A 17,118-nucleotide genomic window follows, 5' to 3' on the forward strand; every position below is an offset into this window, starting at 1 on the left:
CGCATCCTCGCGGCGGCAAAAGGCCCCCGGAACGCGAACGAATCACATTCCGGGGGCTCTACAATGCGTTGAGTTGCGCGGAGCCGGCTATGCTGCTTCGTGCTCAAGCGATGTCTGCGCCGGGCGCGTTACTCGGCGTGTGCGTAATCCACCTTGGCGCGGCGAGCGGTAGCCTTCTCCCAATCGCTGGTGCCCTCAAAGACATCCTGCTTGTAGGGATTGCGGCCGAGCTTCTTGGCGCGGTAGGCGATGTAGATGATCGCGGCGACGTTGGCGACCAGTGCGGCGATCGAGACCGCGGTAGCGGCGCCGGGGTCGAGCGTGGAGTGGGTCACAAAGATGGACTCCTCCTGGAAGTAGGGGAATACCTGGGCAAACATGCACCAAATAGCCAGCGTAAAGGCGCGGTTCTGGATCCAGCCGCCCTTGTTCCAGATAAAGGCGGCGACGGTGGGCGCCAGCAGCAGCGCAAAGCCGCAGAACCAGGAGTGGGTGGGCAGGCAGTTGTAGGTGTAGCAGAAGTTCCAGATATCGTAGGCGATGATGTAGACCCAGGTCATGTCGGGCCACAGCATATCGGTCTGATCCTCGGAGGCGTAGACGCTCCACCAACCGGTCATGCAGAAGATGTTGATGAGACCGGCGATGCCGTTGAACACGTTGTTCCAGCCGGCCAGCTGCGTAGCACCTTCGGAGGTGACCCAGGTGGACTCGCCCAGGACAAAGAAGTGATAGGCGCTCTCAAAGTCGGATACGACGGCGATCATGATGTTGATGGCGACGATCACAAACGGCCATGCGCGGAACCAATGCGCCTTGCCGATCTTTCCCCACTGGTACTTAATGGCAATGAAGCCCCAGCAACCGGCGAGCGCCGCGTATACCTTGGCGTAGTGGAACCAGCTGTTCTGGTACACATGGGTGGGGTTGGTGAGCGCCCACTCGGCGCCTTGCGAAACGCCCACGGCGATGGCGACGCAGTAGATGGTCATGGCCAGCGGAGCCACGCCAAAGATGATTGCCGCGCCCAGCTTGGTGCGGCGGCCGACTTCGTTGAGCACGATCAGGCCAATAAAGACCATGGCCCAGCCGGCCCAGTGGATAAGGGTATCGCTACCCCAAACATCGAACAGCATGCTGCTCTCCTTTCACACGCCCGCGGCCCCTCTTCTGATCGCGGGCAGTTTGGCCAAATGTCGTCAGTTCTGGGGCTTGCGCTCCGGATACTTGGCGGTATAGCCCTCGATGTGGAGTGTCGAGGCGATGATTTCCTTGACCGTTTCGTCGGGCACATCGGGGTGCGTGCGGATATACATCAAAAGGCCCATAATGAGGGTGTAGAACGTCTCGTAGACATGGTCGATGCGTAGCTCATGATGGGCGACAAAATCCACTACGGTGGTGTCGCAGATATACTGCGCCACGCGCTGGACCACGTTGTGCAAAAAGCCGCCGTAGAGCGCGCCGCTGCTCGAGGTAAGCGTGCTCGGCAGCTCGTGGCCGCTGGCGACCAGGCGCTTAAAGAGCGGGGCGACGGTGTCGAGCGCGCCCTCGATATCACCGACGGTGCGGTCGGCGTTCCACCGCTCGAGTTCGGAGATAAAGTCGTCGATCGCCTCGTCCATAACAGCGGTGACGGCGGCGTCCATGTCGGCGAAGTAGTGGTAGAACAATGAACGCGTGCAGCCGGCTCGCTTGGTCACGGCCGATACCGATAGGTGGGACACGCCCAGCTCGGAGCTTACGGTGCGCACGGCATCGAGGATCTCGCGACGGCGTTCGTCGCCCGTCAGGCGCTTTGCCGCGCTATCGGATGCGGGGACGGCATCGACCACAGAGGTACCTGCTGTGTTATTGCCCATGTTTTGCCGCCTTTCATCCTCTTTTGCCTGACCGTTCGCCTAACAGTCTTGAATATTGTTGACGGTTCGTCAATACTATTTTTGACACAATGTCAACAATGGCGGGTGAACGGCATGGGGGCATGTCCGGCCTGCAAAAAAAGAGGGGCGCTGCGGTCCCGCCGGGCTGCGGCAAGAGAAGGGACAACCATGATTCTCAACGGACCGGGGATTAGTTACACCGAGCCCGACATCGGTTCGGAGTTCGTGCCGCCGCTGCCGGAGCATCCGCGCGAGGCCATCGTCAAGCTGTGCGAGCACTGCACCAACCGTCTGCTGCATCGCGACGAGCTGCTGGGCTACGAGTACTGGTCGTTTGCCGAGGCCGCAACCGACGAGCAGGCCGAAGTGCTCTGCAAGATGAAGATGCGCCGTCCCTATACGCTGCCCGAGATGGTCAAGCTCACCGGCATGCCCGAAGCCGATATCGAGAAGATGCTCGACGACATGAGCTACACGGGTCTGCTCGAGTACAACTGGGAAAACCCCGAGCGCGCCAAGCAATGGGTGTTGCCCATGCTGGTGCCGGGTTCTGCCGAGTTCCTCAACATGCGCGTGAGCCAGCTCGAGGAGCACCCGGTCTATGCCAAGTTCTTTGAGCAGGCGTCCAAGGGACCGCTGTCCAAGGCCACGCCGATGGTGCCGCCCGGAGGCGCCGGCATCGGCATGCACGTCATTCCGGTCGAGAAGGCCATCGACGCCGCGAGCACCTCGGTGCCGATCGAGCATATCGAGCATTGGCTCGACAAATACGATGGCAAATATGCCGCCAGCACCTGCAGCTGCCGCGCGAGCCGTCGCGTGATGGGTGAGGGCTGCGCCGACGACCCGGCCGATTGGTGCATCGCCGTGGGCGATATGGCCGACTACGTGGTTGAGACCGATCGTGGCCATTACGTGACCCGCGACGAGGTTTACGACATCTTGCGCCAGGCCGAGGACAACGGCTTTGTGCACCAGATCACTAATATCGACGGCGAGAACAAGATCTTCGCCATCTGCAACTGCAACGTCAACGTGTGCTACGCCCTGCGCACCTCGCAGCTGTTCAACACGCCCAACCTGTCGCGCTCGGCCTATGTCGCTAAGGTCGAGAAGGACAAGTGCGTGGCCTGCGGTCGCTGCGTCGAGGTGTGTCCGGCCGGCGCCGCCAAGCTGGGCCAGAAGCTCTGCAGCAAAAAGGCCGGCGGACAGGTGCCCGAGTATCCGCGCCAGGAGCTGCCCGATGCCACCAAGTGGGACCACACCAAGTGGTCGCCCAACTACCGCAACGACAACCGCATCGAGACGCATGAGTCCGGCACCGCTCCCTGCAAGACGGCCTGCCCCGCGCACGTTGCCGTTCAGGGCTATTTGAAGCTCGCGGCTCAGGGTCGCTATGACGAGGCGCTGGCACTCATTAAGCGCGAGAACCCGCTGCCCGCTATCTGCGGCCGTGTGTGCAACCGCCGCTGCGAGGACGCCTGCACCCGCGGCCGTGTGGACGCCGCCGTGGCCATCGACGAGGTCAAGAAGTTCATCGCCCAGCGCGATCTGGATGCCGCGACCCGCTACGTCCCGCCCGTGGTGACGCCGACGCGCGCTGGCGGCTTTGATCAGAAGATCGCCATCATCGGTGCCGGTCCGGCCGGCCTGTCCTGCGCTTTCTATCTGGCCGAGAAGGGCTACAAGCCCGTCGTCTTCGAGAAAAACGAGCGCCCGGGCGGCATGCTCACCTACGGCATTCCCAGCTTTAAGCTGCAGAAGGACGTCATTGAGGCCGAGGTCGAGATCATTCGCCTGATGGGTGCCGAGTTCCGCTATGGCGTGGAGGTCGGTCGTGATGTGACGCTCGACGAGCTGCGCGCGCAGGGCTTTAAGGCCTTTTACGTGGCCATCGGCTGCCAGGGCGGCCGCCTTGCCGGTATTCCGGGCGAGGATGCCGTGGACGTGACCGTGGCCGTCGACTTCCTTCGCGAGGTTAACAGCGGCAAGATCGATACCCTGTCCGGCCGCACCATTGTGGTGGGCGGCGGCAACGTGGCCATCGACGTTGCCCGCAACGCCTGCCGTCTGGGCTCTGGGCACGTTGAGATGTTCTGCCTGGAGAGCGAGGTCCAGATGCCCGCCAGCGAGGAAGAACGTCGCGAGGCCGTTGAGGACGGCGCTCACATCAGCTGCGGCTGGGGCCCCAAGGAGATTCACCTGGACGAGGCCGGTCGTGTGTGCGGTATCACCTTCAAGCGCTGCACGCGTGTCTTTGACGACGAGGGCCGTTTTGCGCCCGAGTACGACGAGAACGATCTGCGCCGTGTCGATGCCGACCGTGTCGTCATGTCGATTGGCCAGTCCATTGTGTGGGGCGACCTGCTGGCTGGCTCCAAGGTGGAGCTCGGCCGCGGCCAGGGCGCCCTTGCCGATCCCCAGACTTACCAGACCGCCGAACCCGACATCTTTGTGGGTGGTGACGTCTACACTGGCCCCAGCTTTGCCATCGACGCTATCGCCGCCGGCCACGAGGCCGCGGTGTCCATCCATCGCTTTGTGCAGCCGGGCTCCACGCTCACCATCGGCCGCAATCAGCGCCGCTACACCGCGCTCGACCGCGACGACGTTGTGCTCGAGAGCTACGACAACGCGAGCCGCGAGGTTGCCCACGTGGACCGCGAGCGCGAGAAGGCTGCGCCGTTTAGCGAGTACGTCGAGACCTTTACCGAAGAGCAGGTGCGCGCCGAGACCGCCCGTTGCCTGGGTTGCGGTGCCTCGATCGTCGACCCCAACAAGTGCATCGGCTGCGGCCTGTGCACCACCAAGTGCGCGTTCGACGCCATCCATCTGGATCGCGACCGCCCCGAGTGCTCCACGATGGTCAAATACGAGCAAAAGCTCCCAAGCCTCGGCAAGTACGCTCTAAAGCGTGCCATCAAGATTAAATTTGGTCGTAAATAGGTAGCCATGGCGGGTAAGGGGACGGCGCAGACTAGATCTCGTCGTCCCCTTGCTTTGAGTTTGCATCGAATCAACCTCTGCAGAAAGGGTTTCGCCTTGCATGAATTGGGAATCGTCTATCACATCATTCGCGATGTCGAGAACGTGGCGCGCGCCAATGGCGTGCGTCGCGTTTCGAGCGTCACGCTGCTGCTGGGCGAGGTCTCGGGCGTCGTTCCCGACTTGCTACTCGACGCTTGGCGCTGGGCGGCAGATAAAAAGCCCATCACCGAGGGTGCGGAGCTTATCGTGGAGCCCGTTGAGGCCGTGACACATTGCGAGGCGTGTGGCTGCGACTACGCGACGGTCGAGCACGGCAAGGCCTGTCCCCATTGCGGTAGCGGCGAGACCTATTTGCTGCAGGGCCAAGAGGTAATGATCAAACAGATCGAGACCCCCGAAGAGGATCCGGCAGGCGCTGCCCCCGACGGCCCTTCCGACGCGCCCGATGCCGTCGACGCCGCCAACCCACTCCACATCGTCTAGGATCCCCTATAAGTTGCGGTGAAATAGTTCCTAAATCCAGCCTTCTGGCTCTTAAACAAGAACTATTTCACCGCAACTTTTTTGAGTAGTTTTGTTGAGCATAAGTCGTGCAAATAGTCAAGCCATGTCTGTTTAAACAAAATAGTGACAGTACGAGCACATTCGCACTTGCTTAATATCGATATTAATGAACAGCTTGCTTGTATCTATAAAATACATAGCTTGATGAGCGACGCCTTGTCGTGTAATGAGTCAAAAAGCAGTAACGTAATCAACTTGTAACAAACCTAGACGTTTAAACAAATAATCCAACCTTTTGCGGATTTAGCTATAATTCCACAATCCAAACAGGTATACTCCTTTCATGTCGTGTAGGAAATACGTAGACAAAAAGGAGGTTATGTGATGGTAAGTATTGTTCTTGCTAGCCACGGGGACTTGGCAGCTGGAATCAAGCAGACGGGCTCGATGGTCTTTGGCGATCAGCCGTCTGTTGCCGTGGTCTCGCTCGAGCCGAGCATGGGCCCCGACGACTTCCGTGCCAAGGTCGAGGAAGCAGTCGCTTCCTTCGAGGACCAGGAGCAGGTGCTCTTCCTCGTTGATCTGTGGGGCGGCACGCCGTTCAACCAGATCAGCGGGCTCATCGAGGGCCACGATTCCTGGGCTATCGTCACCGGTGTCAACCTGCCTATGCTCATCGAGGCATATTCGCAGCGCTTTGACGCAAAGAACACTGCACATGCGATCGCAAAACATCTCGTGACTGAGGCTAAGGCTGGCGTGCGCGTCAAGCCCGAGTCTCTGGAGCCCGAGGAGAAGAAGCCGGCTACGGCCGCCGCTGCTCCTGCAGGCGCCATCCCTCCGGGAACGGTCATCGGCGACGGGCACATCAAGATCGCCCACGTCCGTATCGACACCCGTCTGCTGCATGGTCAGGTGGCCACCACGTGGACCAAGCAGATTAACCCCAACCGCATCATCGTGGTTTCCGACGGCGTTGCTCACGACGAGCTTCGCAAGACGATGATCGAGCAGGCTGCCCCTCCGGGAGTCCATGCCAACGTCGTGCCCATCAAGAAGATGGCCGAGGTCGTCAAGGACACGCGTTTTGGTGACACCAAGGCCATGCTGCTCTTCGAGAACCCGCAGGATCTGCTCAAGGCCATCGAGGCCGGCGTCGACATCAAGGAAGTCAACATCGGTTCCATGGCTCACTCCAAGGGCAAGGTCGTCGTCACCAACGCCGTCGCTATGGGCGATGACGACGTTAAGACCCTCGAGGCCCTCAAGGCCAAGGGCGTCAAGTTCGAGGTCCGCAAGGTTCCTTCGGATGCTTCCGAGGATCTCGACGCCATGTTGAAGAAAGCTAAGGCCGAACTGGCCGCTCAAGCATAGTAAAGGAGGGTCCGATACATGTCTGCAATCACTATTCTGCTTGTTGCGATTGTCGCGTTGCTTGCCGGTATGGAAGGCATTCTGGATGAGTTCCAGTTCCATCAGCCGCTCGTGGCATGCACGCTTATCGGTCTCGTAACCGGTCACCTTCAGGAGGGCATCCTCCTGGGCGGTTCGCTCCAGATGATGGCCCTTGGCTGGGCTAACGTCGGCGCCGCCGTCGCGCCTGACGCCGCTCTGGCCTCGGTCGCTTCTTCGATCATCATGGTGCTCGCCCTCAACGGCGGCGCCACTGATTCGGCCAAGGCCGTTACCGCGGCCATCGCCGTCGCCGTCCCGCTGTCGGTCGCTGGTCTGTTCCTGACCATGATCTGCCGTACCATTGCTACCGCTATCGCTCACGCCATGGACGGTTGCGCCGAGAAGGGCGACTTCTCCGGCATCGAGCGCTGGCAGTACGCTGCCATCCTCATGCAGGGCCTTCGTATCGCCATCCCGGCAGTACTTCTGTGCATCATCCCGGCCGAGGCCGTTACCAACGCGCTTAACGCTATGCCCGACTGGCTGTCCGGCGGCATGGCTGTCGGCGGCGGCATGGTCGCTTCCGTCGGTTACGCCATGGTCATCAACATGATGGCCACCAAGGAGACCTGGCCGTTCTTCATCCTCGGCTTTGTCCTTGCTGCCATCCCTCAGCTCACGCTGATCGCCCTTGGCCTCATCGGCATCTCCCTTGCCCTCATCTACCTTGGCCTTAAGGATCTGGCCAAGCAGGGTGGCGGCATGGGCGGTGGCTCCGGCGACCCGCTCGGCGACATTCTGAACGATTACGAGTAGGAGGGGAGTGATACATATGGCAGAGAACAAGATTCAGCTCACCAAGGCTGACCGCAAGAAGGTTTGCTTCCGTCATCAGTTCCTTCAGGGCTCGTGGAACTACGAGCGTATGCAGAACGGCGGCTGGTGCTTCGCAATGATCCCTGCGATCAAGAAGCTCTACACCAGCAAGGATGACCAGATTGCCGCTCTTAAGCGCCACCTGGAGTTCTATAACACCCACCCCTATGTTTCCGCCCCCGTCATTGGCGTTACCCTCGCTCTCGAGGAGGAGCGCGCCAACGGTGCCCCGATTGACGACGTCGCCATTCAGGGCGTCAAGGTCGGTATGATGGGCCCGCTCGCCGGTGTCGGCGACCCCGCCTTCTGGTTCACCCTTCGCCCGATTCTGGGTGCTCTGGGCGCTTCCCTGGCCCTGTCCGGCAGCATCGCCGGTCCGCTGCTGTTCTTCTTCGCGTGGAACATCATCCGTTACGCCTTCCTGTGGTACACGCAGGAGTTTGGCTACAAGGTCGGCTCCTCCATCGCCAAGGACCTCTCCGGCGGTCTGATGGGCAAGGTCACCGAGGGTGCTTCCATCCTGGGTATGTTCATCATCGGCGCCCTGGTCGAGCGCTGGGTGTCCATCTCCTTCACCCCGGTCGTCTCCAAGGTCACGCAGTCTGCTGGCGCCTTTATCGACTGGGCTAACCTGCCCTCCGGTTCTGAGGGTGTCAAGGAAGCACTGACGATGTATAACTCCATCGGTGCTAACGCCCTTGATCAGGTGAAGGTCACCACGCTTCAGGCCAACCTCGATCAGCTCATCCCCGGCCTTGCCGCCGTGTGCCTGACCCTGCTGGTCTGCAAGCTCCTCAAGAAGAAGGTCAGCCCGATCGTCATCATCCTGGCTCTCTTCGCCATCGGCATCATCGGTCGCGTCTGCGGCTTCATGTAAGCACGTTTCGGCTTAAGACCGAGAATTGCTAGGCAAGGGCTTTTGAGCCATTGAAACGGACCGCACCCGGTGGGTACACTGGATGCGGTCCGATTGTTTTATTTGGAGGGCGAGGCGCGCATGGCGCAATCTCAGAACAGCACGGTCGATCTGGCAACGCCGGCAACCTGCCTGATGGGGCTTACCAGCCACGGCAACGTGATGGTGGGCAATAAGGCGTTCGAGTATTACAACGAGCGCAATCCCGAGGATTATATTCAAATCCCGTGGGATGAGGTCGACTATATTGCCGCCGAGGTTTTACGCGGCACCAAGAAGATCACGCGTTTTGCCATCTTCACCAAGGACAACGGTCACTTTACGTTTTCGACGCGCGACGACAAAGAGACGCTTCGTGCTGTCCGCAAGTACGTCGACGAGGATAAGCTTGTGCGTTCGCCCGACTTTATCGATGTGACGGCCAAGGGCGCCAAGAGCATCCCCTCCGTTATCAAAAACCTCTTCCACAAAGGTAACTAGCTCCTCATAAGTTGCGGTGAAATAGTTCCTAAATACGGCTTTAGATGCTTCAGACAGGAACTATTCCACCGCAACTTCGAAGTCTAGTCATGCGACGTATTGCGATGCAGTAAATCTGCTACACTAGTACAACATGCCTCCGTAGCTCAGGGGATAGAGCACCGCTCTCCTAAAGCGGGTGTCGACGGTTCGAATCCGCCCGGGGGCACCAGAGGAATATCGAGCCCGGTACCGCTACGGTGCCGGGTTCTTCTGGTTCAATGCCATGTCAAAAACGAAGCGCCCGCTTGCTGGGGGAGCAAGCGGGCGCCTGTGAGCGAATATGTTTGCGGCGAGAGCCGTGATGAGCGGTGGGGTGGCGACTAGTTGGTCGTACCGGAATCGTCACCCGTGCCCGAGCCAGAGCCCGAACCCGAGCCAGAAAGTGCGACCGTCAGCGTAATCGTGCTGTCGGTGGACTGCTTGCCAGTGGGGGAGACGCCCGTAACGGTGGCATCCTCGTTACCGCTTACGGGATTGCCGTTCTGGTCACAGAAGCCGATGTTATAGAAACCGGCGTTGTTGAGCGCGGTGACGGCGGCGGAGATGCTCTTGCCGTACAGGTTGCCCGGAACACTGGCCTTGCCGGACTTCTTGGCAATGACGACGGTAATCGTGGCGCCGGGCTTCTGCTTGCCACTGGGGTTCCAGCTGATCACGGTGCCCTCGGTAACCGAGTCGTTCTCCTGGTAGCTAACGTCGACGCCAAAGCCTGCCATATCGAGGGCGTTGCGCGCCTGGGCCTCGGTCATGTCGGTCAGATCGGGGACGGACGTGGTATCCGGGCCGCTCGAGACCTTGTACGAGATGGTCGTGCCCTTCGCGACTTCCTTACCGGCTTCGGTGCCCTGCTCAAAGACCTGGCCCTCATCGGCCTCGTTGGCCTCCTCGGAGGCGTTGCCCTTCAGGCCAACGCTTGCCAGCGCGGCCTCGGCCTGGTCCTTGGTCAGGCCGACAAGCCGGGGAACCTCAACCTTCTCGGAGGGCTTGGGACCCTTGGAGATTACCAGGTTCACCTTGGTGCCCTTGGCCTTCTTGGTGTTGCCGTTGGGCGTCTGCTCGGCGACCTTGCCCTCGTCGACATCGTCGTTGTAGCTTTGGTCGATGGTGCCGACCTCGAGGCCGGCTTCCTTGATCAGCTCGACGGCAGTCTGCTGGTCCTTGCCCAGCACATCGGGCACGGTGACCTGCTCGCCGCCAAAGAGTCCTGTGGCAAAGGCCACCACGATGCCGATGACGGCAACGGCTGCCACCACGGCGGCGATGATCTTGTTCTTGTTGGATTTGGGCTTTTCGACCTCGTAGGAGCCGGTGGAGCCCGAAACCGAGCTACGGGCGGTATTCTGGCCGCTCACGCCCGAGACGGGACGCACCATGGCGCGCGTCTGATCGGAAAGCTCGCGAGTCTTGGTGGCGCCCAGCTCACCGGGGGCACCGATGATGCGCGTGGGCTCCGAGACGTTGACGGCACGGCCCGACAGGTAGCTGTTGAGCACCTGACGAAGCTCGTCGGCGGTCTGGAAGCGGTTTGCCGGGTCCTTCTCCATGCACTTGAGGATGATGCGCTCAAGGTCGGCGTCGACACCGGAGTTGATCTGGCTCGGCGGAATAGGCAGCTCGTTGACTTGCTTGAGTGCGACCGAGATGGCGTCGTCACCGTCAAAGGGAACGCGGCCGGTGGCGCACTCGTACATCACGACGCCCAGCGAGTAGATATCCGAGGTGGGGCCGAGGTCCTGACCGCGGGTCTGCTCGGGGCTGACGTAGTGGGCGGTTCCCAGCACGTTGTTGTCTTGCGTGAGGTGGCTGTTCTTGGCGCGCGCGATGCCAAAGTCCATCACCTTGATGTTGCCGTCGGGCAGCACCATGATGTTCTGCGGCTTAATGTCGCGGTGGATGATCTCGTGCTTGTGGGCGACCGAAAGCGCGGAGCTGATCTGCGAGCCGATCTGGGCGACCTTCTTGGGGTCGAGGGCGCCGTGGCTCTTGATGCCGCTCTTAAGGTCGGTGCCGCGCAGGTACTCCATGACGATGTAATAGGTGTCGCCGTCCTTGCCCCAATCGTAGACGCCCACGATATAGGGGGAGGAGAGACCGGCTGCTGCCTGGGCCTCCTGCTTAAAGCGTGCGGCGAAGGTTGCGTCGCCAGCATACTGCGGCAGCATGATCTTGACGGCAACCGTGCGGTCGAGGACCTGGTCCTGTGCACGGTAGACGGTCGCCATGCCGCCTGTTCCCACCTTATCCTTGAGGAGGTATCTTCCCCCGAGGACCCTCTGTTCCATTCCTGCTCCTAACATAACTATTCGCTCAACGATGTGTGTAGTACCTACGATGTGGCCGCTGGGGCCGTGTGGCGCGTTGCCGCTAACTCTTCGGCCGCGGCGCGCCTCGGGTGTCCGATTCGATCATGGGCATCACGCTCCCTGTGCGGCAAGCGCCGCGGTCAGGACGATACCGGCGATCTTGGCGGCCTTGACGTCATGCTTGTCGAAATCCTCCAAGGCCACCGAGATGGCGACCGTGGGTGAATCGTAAGGTGCAAAGCCAACGAACATCGAGTTGACGTTGGTGCCGCCGGTCTCGGCCGAGCCGGTCTTGCCGGCGACCTTGACGCCGGGGATCTGGGCATCGGTGCCGGTGCCGGACTGGACGACGGCAAGCATGGCCTGCTTGACCTGGTCGGCCGTGGCGGAGCTGACGGCCTGACCCAGCGAGCGGGACTGCGTGGTCTTGACCACGGTTCCGTCCGGGGCGAGTACCTGGGCTACAAAGTACGGGTCCATGACCACGCCGCTGTTAGCGATGGCGGCGGCAATCACGGCGTTTTGCATGACGGTGGTCTGCGGGCCGGGCGTGTGGTCCATGCCGACAGGCTGGCCGGCGCCGGCCCAGGCGGTCTCCCACTCGGTCATGAGCGACGGGTCGGCCATGATGGAGGCCGCGGAGGTCAGGTCCTGGCCGAGCTTTTGGCCGTAGCCAAAGGCGTTGGCAAACTGTACGAGCGTGTTTGCGCCAACTTCGTTTGCCACCTGGCCAAAGACGACGTTGGAGGACACGGCAAAGGCCTGCTGCAGGCTGATGGTGCCGTAGCTCTCGTTGGCATAGTTGGTGACCGGTGCGTTGCCGATGTCCATGGAGCCGGGCGCCTGGTAGGTGCTGGTAAGGCTGGCGGCACCGGTCTCGAGTGCCGCGGAAAGCGTAACGACCTTAAACGTTGAGCCCGGCGTGTACAGCGCGTCCATGGCGCGATTGTACATGGAGCCGTCCTCGCCGCCGCCCGTCTGCAGCAGGGCATCGATGTTGGTGTTGTCGTAGGTGGGCGAGCTGGCACATGCGAGCACCGCGCCGGTACGCGGGTCGATGACCACTACAGCGCCCTTAAAGCCCTTGAGTGCCTGCTCGGCAGCCGTCTGGATGCGCGAGTCGATGGTGAGCTTGGCGGTGTTGCCCGGCTGGGTCTGGCCCGCGAGCGACGCGATGGCGTTGTTCCAGCTGGAGTAATCCTTAGAGCCGGTGAGCGTGTCGTTCATGACGCTCTCGATGGCGGTGGTGCCATACTGCTGGCTCACGTAGCCAACCACGTGCGCTGCCAGGTTACCGTTGGGGTAGGAGCGTACGTAGGTGCCGTCCTCCTGTTGCAGCGACTCGGCCAGCGTCACGCCGTCGGACGTGATGATGGAACCGCGCTGGATGTACTTGGAGCGGGCGATGGTGTGGTTGTTGGTCGGCATGTCCTGATAGTCCTTGGCCTTGATGACCTGGACATAGGTGAGGTTGCCGATAAGGATGGCGAACAGCGCCGTAAAGGCGAGCACCGCGCGGGTTAGACGGTTGGCGAGCGCCACGCGGCCGAGCACACCGGATTCAGGTGTGTCGAGCAGGCGACGGCGCATGCGCGAGCCGACGGAATGGCTGCCGCTGCCGTAGGAAGACGAGGTGGCAAAGCGCGTGCCCGTCGGGGCGGCGGCAGATGCGACCTGATCATCGGTGATGGCGGCCATGGTGCCGGTGCCGGTAAGCTCGGCCTCGCGTCCGGTCGCCTCGTCACCGGCGCGCAGCAGGAGCGCGACGATGATAAAGCTCGCCAGCAGCGAGGAGCCGCCCTGGCTCATAAAGGGCAAGGTGACGCCGGTCAGCGGGATCAGGCGGGTAACGCCGCCAACGATCAAGAAGGCCTGGAAGCTGATGGCGGCCGTAAGGCCCGTGGCGCTAAAGGCGGCGAGGTCGGATTTAGCGCGGGCAGCCGTGGTGAGGCCACGCACGGCAAAGAGCATAAACAGGATGAGCACGGCGCCGCCGCCCAAAAGACCCATCTCCTCGCCGATGGCCGAGAAGATAAAGTCGGACTCGACGACGGGGATGTTGTTGGCCATCCCGTTGCCGATGCCAACGCCGACCAGACCGCCGTCGGCAAGCGAGAAGAGCGACTGGACGATCTGGTAGCCCTGGCCCTGGGCGTCCTTAAACGGATCGACCCAAACCTGGAAACGCACCTGAACGTGCGACAGGAACTTGTAGGCGCCCACGGCTCCAACGGCTAAGAGCGCAAGGCCGATAACGACATACGAAAAGCGCCCCGTGGCAACGTAGAGCATCAGCAAGAAGATGGTGTAGAACAGCACGGCCGAACCCAGGTCGCGTTCGAAGACGACGACGAGCAGGCACACACCCCACACGGCAAACAGCGGCAGCAGCAGTCGCAGGCGAGGGATCTTAAAGCCCAGGATCTTGCGGTTGGAGATGGAGAGTAGCTCGCGGTTCTCGGCCAGGTACCCGGCCAGGAACAGCACGATAAAGACCTTGGCGAACTCGCCAGGCTGGATGGTAAAGCCCGCGATGCGAATCCACAGCTTGGAGCCCGAGATCGTGGTGCCGATAAAGATAGGCAGCATCAGCAGAATGATGCCGATGATGCCAAAGGTGTACTTGTAGCGCATGACCACGTCGAGGTTTTTGACTAGTGCAAGCGTTCCCACCATGAGCGCCACCGAGACAAACAGGATGATGAGCTGTGAGATGGCGAGAGCGGGGGCGAGACGCGTCACGAACGTGATGCCGATGCCCGAAAGTATAAATACGATGGGCAGGATGGCGGGGTCGGCACCGGGCGCCAAGATGCGCACGGCAATGTGGGCCGCGGCAAAGGCGGCAAAGAGGCCGATCGGTACGGCGAGCGTCTCAAAGGAGATGGCAGCGCCCGCGGTGAGGACGTACATCGCATACAGCAGGATGACGGGGAACGCCGAGGCGATGAGCAAGAGCAGCTCGGTGTTGCGGCGACTCATAAGCGGCACTCCCTTTCTAATTCTTATCGGAGGCTTCGGCCTCGGCGGACTGTTCGGCGGTTTTCTCGGAATCTGATTCGGAGGTCGATCCCTGATTGGTGTTGTCGCGAATCGTTTGCGCGTCGATCACCTGGCGGGTCTGCTCCTCGTCGATCTGGTGGCGGTACTTGGATATCGTGTCCTGCGCATCGTCGACACTTGTTTGCGGAATGCCCGCCTTGAGGCGGTTTTGCGTGTCTTCGGGCAGGTCGGACAGCTTGATGCTGGTTTCGCTTTCGAGCCAGTGGAGCTTGAGTCCGAGTGGCTTGCCGGGCAGGCCGCGCCAGACGGCGACATTGCCCTGGTAGGTACCCAGGTAGTACGAGCCGGTGACACCCGTGTAGGCCCAGATGCCAGCTGCCAGCACAAAGACGAGGGCCAGGATGGCGGCGATAGTAACGTTGCGGCGACGCACGCGTTGCGCCTCGCGCATGACGCCATCGTCAACCAGGTCAACGACTACTACGGTCACGTTGTCGTGGCCGCCGGCGGCAAGCGCCGCGTCCACTAGGTTGTCGACGCAGATTTGCGCGGTTGAGGACTGCGTGGCGATGTTCTCGATATCGCTATCGGGAATCATGCTCGAAAGGCCGTCGGAGCACAGGATCAGGCGGTCGCCTTCCTCGATATGCAGAGTGAAGTGGTCGGCATACATGGCGGGGTCCGAGCCCAGTGCGCGGGTGATGACCGAACGGTTGGGGTGGACGCGAGCCTCGTCTGCCGTGATCTCGCCGGCGTCCACGAGCTCCTCCACGTAGGAGTGGTCGCGGGTCACGCGGATGAGCGTGCCCTCGTGGAGCAGGTAGGCGCGCGAGTCGCCCACGTGGGCGATGGCGAGCGTATCGTTTTCGATATAGGCGCAGGTGGCTGTGCAGCCCATGCCGGGCTTGCCCAGGCCGTTCAGGGCCGCCTCGATTACGGCGGCGTTGGCTGCCTCGACGGCTGCGGCCAGGCGTGCTGCGTCGGCGGACTGTGGGGCCGTCTTGGCTATAGTCTCGACAGCGATAGAAGAGGCTACCTCGCCGGCGGCGTGACCACCCATGCCGTCGCATACGCAAAAGAGCGGCGACTGCACCAGGTAGGAATCCTCATTGTGCGGGCGCACACAGCCAACGTCGGAGCGGGCGCCCCACATGAGTTGCGTGGTGGTACCGGCATCATAGGTCGAGTCGGTCTCGATGCGCTCCTCGGTCAGGGGCTCAAAGCTCATGGTCGAGCCGGGGTCTTTGAGCTTGGCCTCAACGGCAGCAACGTCGATCTCGGCGGTGTCACCGGGAGAGACGGTGTCGGTCTCGGCGTTTGATTCGGAATTGTCGGTGTCCGGGGAGTCGGGCTCCTCGGACACGCGGGCGGTCGACTCGTCGTCTTGCGGGCTGACGTCTATAGGCTCGGGCGCCGGCGTAGACGCGGGCGCAACCTCGGATGCCGGGGCTATGGGAAACGCCGGCGCGGCGGGCTCGGGTGCCGCAAACACCGCAGCGCTCTCGTTGATTGCCGCGGCGACGGGCTCTGCAAAGTGAGCCGGCGCCGGGGTTGCTTCGGGCGCTGTGGGCTGTTCCGCAGCATGTGCGCCGATGGGCGCCGCTACGGCATCCTCTTCGTCCTCGTTATCGGCGAGATCCGAAATATCATGCGTTACATGCGAAAGAGGCAGGGAGAACACGGTGTCCTCGGGCTCCACGGGTGCGGAGCCCGCCGGAGCGGCGTGGGCCGGTGCAGCTACGGCGGCAGCCGGTGCCTCGGTCATAGTTGCGGACTTGTTCTCCTCGTCGATCATCGACGGTTCACCTTCATGACCACGTCGCCAATCTGGACTTCGTCGCCCTCACGCAGCGTCGCGGGCTCCACGAGTTGGCGGCCGTTGACGAGCGTGCCGTTAAGTGAGTTGAGGTCCTCGATGATGAGCGCCGGGCCCTGCAGCGAAAAGCGCGCGTGCGAGGCTGAAACGAACGGTTCGTTGATGCAGATGTCCGAAGATGGCGAGCGACCGACGATGACGGGGCCGAGCATGTCTACGTGGATGCCGCGGATACCGCGCGGACCCTTGTCCACATCGATCGTCCAGATAGCCGAGTCGCGGCGCTGTCCACGCACAAGTCCCACGCCGGTCTTCATGACGGCGAACAGAAAGATATAGAGCAGGGCGACCAGGACGATGCGGCCTGCAAAAAGGACGATATCGATGTTCATAAGCGACTATCCCCTAAATTCAAAGGTACTCAGGCCAAACGTCAGCAGATCGCCGTTGCGCAGCGGGCAGCGCGTAATGCGGCGGTTGTTGACGAGCGTGCCGTTGGTGGAATTGAGGTCCTCGATCGACCAATCCGAGCCCGTAAAGGTGAGCTGGGCGTGGCGGCGCGACACGTTGGGGTCGCGCAGGGCAATGTCGGAAACTGAGCGCTCGCGACCGATGGTCACCTGTGCGGAGGTGATGCTATGGCTCTCGCCGCTCACGACGTCGACGAGCTGGGCGAGCGGGCGCTGCGGGGCGCGAGTGCTCGCCATGTTGGAGGCGATGCCGGCTGCGGCGCCTAGGCCCACGGCGGCACCGGTCGCGGCGGCTCCGCCCATGCCGGCAAGCGCGTCGCGCGAGACGGTCTGCGGCACTGGGATGGGTGCGGCGGCGGGGTCGGGGACGCTAGGCGCGAAGGGGTCTGCCACGGCAAGCGGGTCGGGAGCGGCGGCGCGAGGCGTCGGCTGCTGCTGGGGC

13 protein-coding genes and 1 tRNA gene are annotated in these 17,118 nt (G+C 61.8%); 7 read left to right on the forward strand and 7 right to left on the reverse strand.

Features of this window, described 5'->3' with window-relative positions:
• Nucleotides 1-128: 128 nt before the first annotated feature.
• Nucleotides 129-1,136 (reverse strand): DUF5692 family protein, encoded by a 1,008-nt coding sequence (locus DWY51_RS06535; RefSeq protein ID WP_117770274.1) that lies wholly within the window; start codon nucleotides 1,134-1,136, stop codon nucleotides 129-131.
• 63 nt (nucleotides 1,137-1,199) lie between these two features.
• Nucleotides 1,200-1,862, reverse strand: coding sequence for a TetR/AcrR family transcriptional regulator (locus DWY51_RS06540; protein ID WP_117770275.1), 663 nt, complete (start codon nucleotides 1,860-1,862; stop codon nucleotides 1,200-1,202).
• A 189-nt stretch (nucleotides 1,863-2,051) separates the two neighbouring features.
• On the opposite strand from DWY51_RS06540, the gene DWY51_RS06545 reads away from it, so the two are divergent.
• The 7 genes from DWY51_RS06545 to DWY51_RS06575 all read left to right on the forward strand — a co-directional run bounded on the left by DWY51_RS06545 (nucleotide 2,052) and on the right by DWY51_RS06575 (nucleotide 9,253).
• Nucleotides 2,052-4,829: an FAD-dependent oxidoreductase gene (locus tag DWY51_RS06545; protein WP_199411389.1), complete on the forward strand. Its 2,778-nt coding sequence runs from the start codon at nucleotides 2,052-2,054 to the stop codon at nucleotides 4,827-4,829.
• 96 nt (nucleotides 4,830-4,925) lie between these two features.
• Entirely contained in the window at nucleotides 4,926-5,354 is a 429-nt protein-coding gene (locus DWY51_RS06550; protein ID WP_117770276.1) for a hydrogenase maturation nickel metallochaperone HypA, read from the forward strand.
• 405 nt (nucleotides 5,355-5,759) lie between these two features.
• Nucleotides 5,760-6,749: a PTS sugar transporter subunit IIB gene (locus tag DWY51_RS06555; protein WP_117770277.1), complete on the forward strand. Its 990-nt coding sequence runs from the start codon at nucleotides 5,760-5,762 to the stop codon at nucleotides 6,747-6,749.
• Between the two features lie 18 nt (nucleotides 6,750-6,767).
• Nucleotides 6,768-7,586: a PTS mannose/fructose/sorbose transporter subunit IIC gene (locus DWY51_RS06560; protein WP_117770278.1), complete on the forward strand. Its 819-nt coding sequence runs from the start codon at nucleotides 6,768-6,770 to the stop codon at nucleotides 7,584-7,586.
• Nucleotides 7,587-7,602: 16 nt separating this feature from the next.
• On the forward strand, nucleotides 7,603-8,523 hold the full coding sequence (locus DWY51_RS06565) for a PTS system mannose/fructose/sorbose family transporter subunit IID (RefSeq protein ID WP_022094170.1): 921 nt from the start codon (nucleotides 7,603-7,605) through the stop codon (nucleotides 8,521-8,523).
• 120 nt (nucleotides 8,524-8,643) lie between these two features.
• Nucleotides 8,644-9,042, forward strand: a complete 399-nt coding sequence (locus DWY51_RS06570) for a DUF956 family protein (protein WP_006235193.1) — start codon at nucleotides 8,644-8,646, stop codon at nucleotides 9,040-9,042.
• Between the two features lie 135 nt (nucleotides 9,043-9,177).
• A tRNA-Arg gene (locus tag DWY51_RS06575) sits at nucleotides 9,178-9,253 on the forward strand.
• Nucleotides 9,254-9,404: 151 nt separating this feature from the next.
• Here the strand turns inward: DWY51_RS06575 and pknB are convergent.
• From pknB to DWY51_RS09670, 5 genes are all read right to left on the reverse strand, one after another.
• The gene (gene pknB / locus DWY51_RS06580; RefSeq protein ID WP_117770279.1) at nucleotides 9,405-11,366 is read right to left on the reverse strand and encodes a Stk1 family PASTA domain-containing Ser/Thr kinase; all 1,962 of its coding nucleotides are present in this window, start codon (nucleotides 11,364-11,366) and stop codon (nucleotides 9,405-9,407) included.
• Between the two features lie 132 nt (nucleotides 11,367-11,498).
• A complete protein-coding gene (locus tag DWY51_RS06585; RefSeq protein WP_117770280.1) occupies nucleotides 11,499-14,369 on the reverse strand; it encodes an FtsW/RodA/SpoVE family cell cycle protein in 2,871 nt (956 codons plus the stop codon).
• 16 nt (nucleotides 14,370-14,385) lie between these two features.
• Entirely contained in the window at nucleotides 14,386-16,185 is a 1,800-nt protein-coding gene (locus DWY51_RS06590; RefSeq protein ID WP_117770281.1) for a Stp1/IreP family PP2C-type Ser/Thr phosphatase, read from the reverse strand.
• Nucleotides 16,182-16,598 (reverse strand): FHA domain-containing protein, encoded by a 417-nt coding sequence (locus DWY51_RS06595; RefSeq protein ID WP_006235180.1) that lies wholly within the window; start codon nucleotides 16,596-16,598, stop codon nucleotides 16,182-16,184. Before DWY51_RS06595 ends, DWY51_RS06590 begins: the two co-directional genes overlap by 4 nt.
• A 6-nt stretch (nucleotides 16,599-16,604) precedes the next feature.
• Nucleotides 16,605-17,118 (reverse strand): FHA domain-containing protein (locus tag DWY51_RS09670; protein WP_233504646.1); only part of this gene is annotated, 514 nt, incomplete at its 5' end.

The sequence above is a fragment of the Collinsella sp. AF25-2LB genome (assembly GCF_003458415.1).
Lineage (GTDB): Bacteria > Actinomycetota > Coriobacteriia > Coriobacteriales > Coriobacteriaceae > Collinsella.

What these genes read in the sequence shown, in the direction of transcription:
- DWY51_RS06535 (WP_117770274.1), bottom strand. Translation starts at nt 1,136, where the DNA reads ATGCTGTTCGATGTTTGGGGTAGCGATACCCTTATCCACTGGGCCGGC.
- DWY51_RS06540 (WP_117770275.1), bottom strand. Translation starts at nt 1,862, where the DNA reads ATGGGCAATAACACAGCAGGTACCTCTGTGGTCGATGCCGTCCCCGCA.
- DWY51_RS06545 (WP_199411389.1), top strand. Translation starts at nt 2,052, where the DNA reads ATGATTCTCAACGGACCGGGGATTAGTTACACCGAGCCCGACATCGGT.
- DWY51_RS06555 (WP_117770277.1), top strand. Translation starts at nt 5,760, where the DNA reads ATGGTAAGTATTGTTCTTGCTAGCCACGGGGACTTGGCAGCTGGAATC.
- DWY51_RS06560 (WP_117770278.1), top strand. Translation starts at nt 6,768, where the DNA reads ATGTCTGCAATCACTATTCTGCTTGTTGCGATTGTCGCGTTGCTTGCC.
- DWY51_RS06565 (WP_022094170.1), top strand. Translation starts at nt 7,603, where the DNA reads ATGGCAGAGAACAAGATTCAGCTCACCAAGGCTGACCGCAAGAAGGTT.
- DWY51_RS06570 (WP_006235193.1), top strand. Translation starts at nt 8,644, where the DNA reads ATGGCGCAATCTCAGAACAGCACGGTCGATCTGGCAACGCCGGCAACC.
- pknB (WP_117770279.1), bottom strand. Translation starts at nt 11,366, where the DNA reads ATGGAACAGAGGGTCCTCGGGGGAAGATACCTCCTCAAGGATAAGGTG.
- DWY51_RS06585 (WP_117770280.1), bottom strand. Translation starts at nt 14,369, where the DNA reads ATGAGTCGCCGCAACACCGAGCTGCTCTTGCTCATCGCCTCGGCGTTC.
- DWY51_RS06590 (WP_117770281.1), bottom strand. Translation starts at nt 16,185, where the DNA reads ATGATCGACGAGGAGAACAAGTCCGCAACTATGACCGAGGCACCGGCT.
- DWY51_RS06595 (WP_006235180.1), bottom strand. Translation starts at nt 16,598, where the DNA reads ATGAACATCGATATCGTCCTTTTTGCAGGCCGCATCGTCCTGGTCGCC.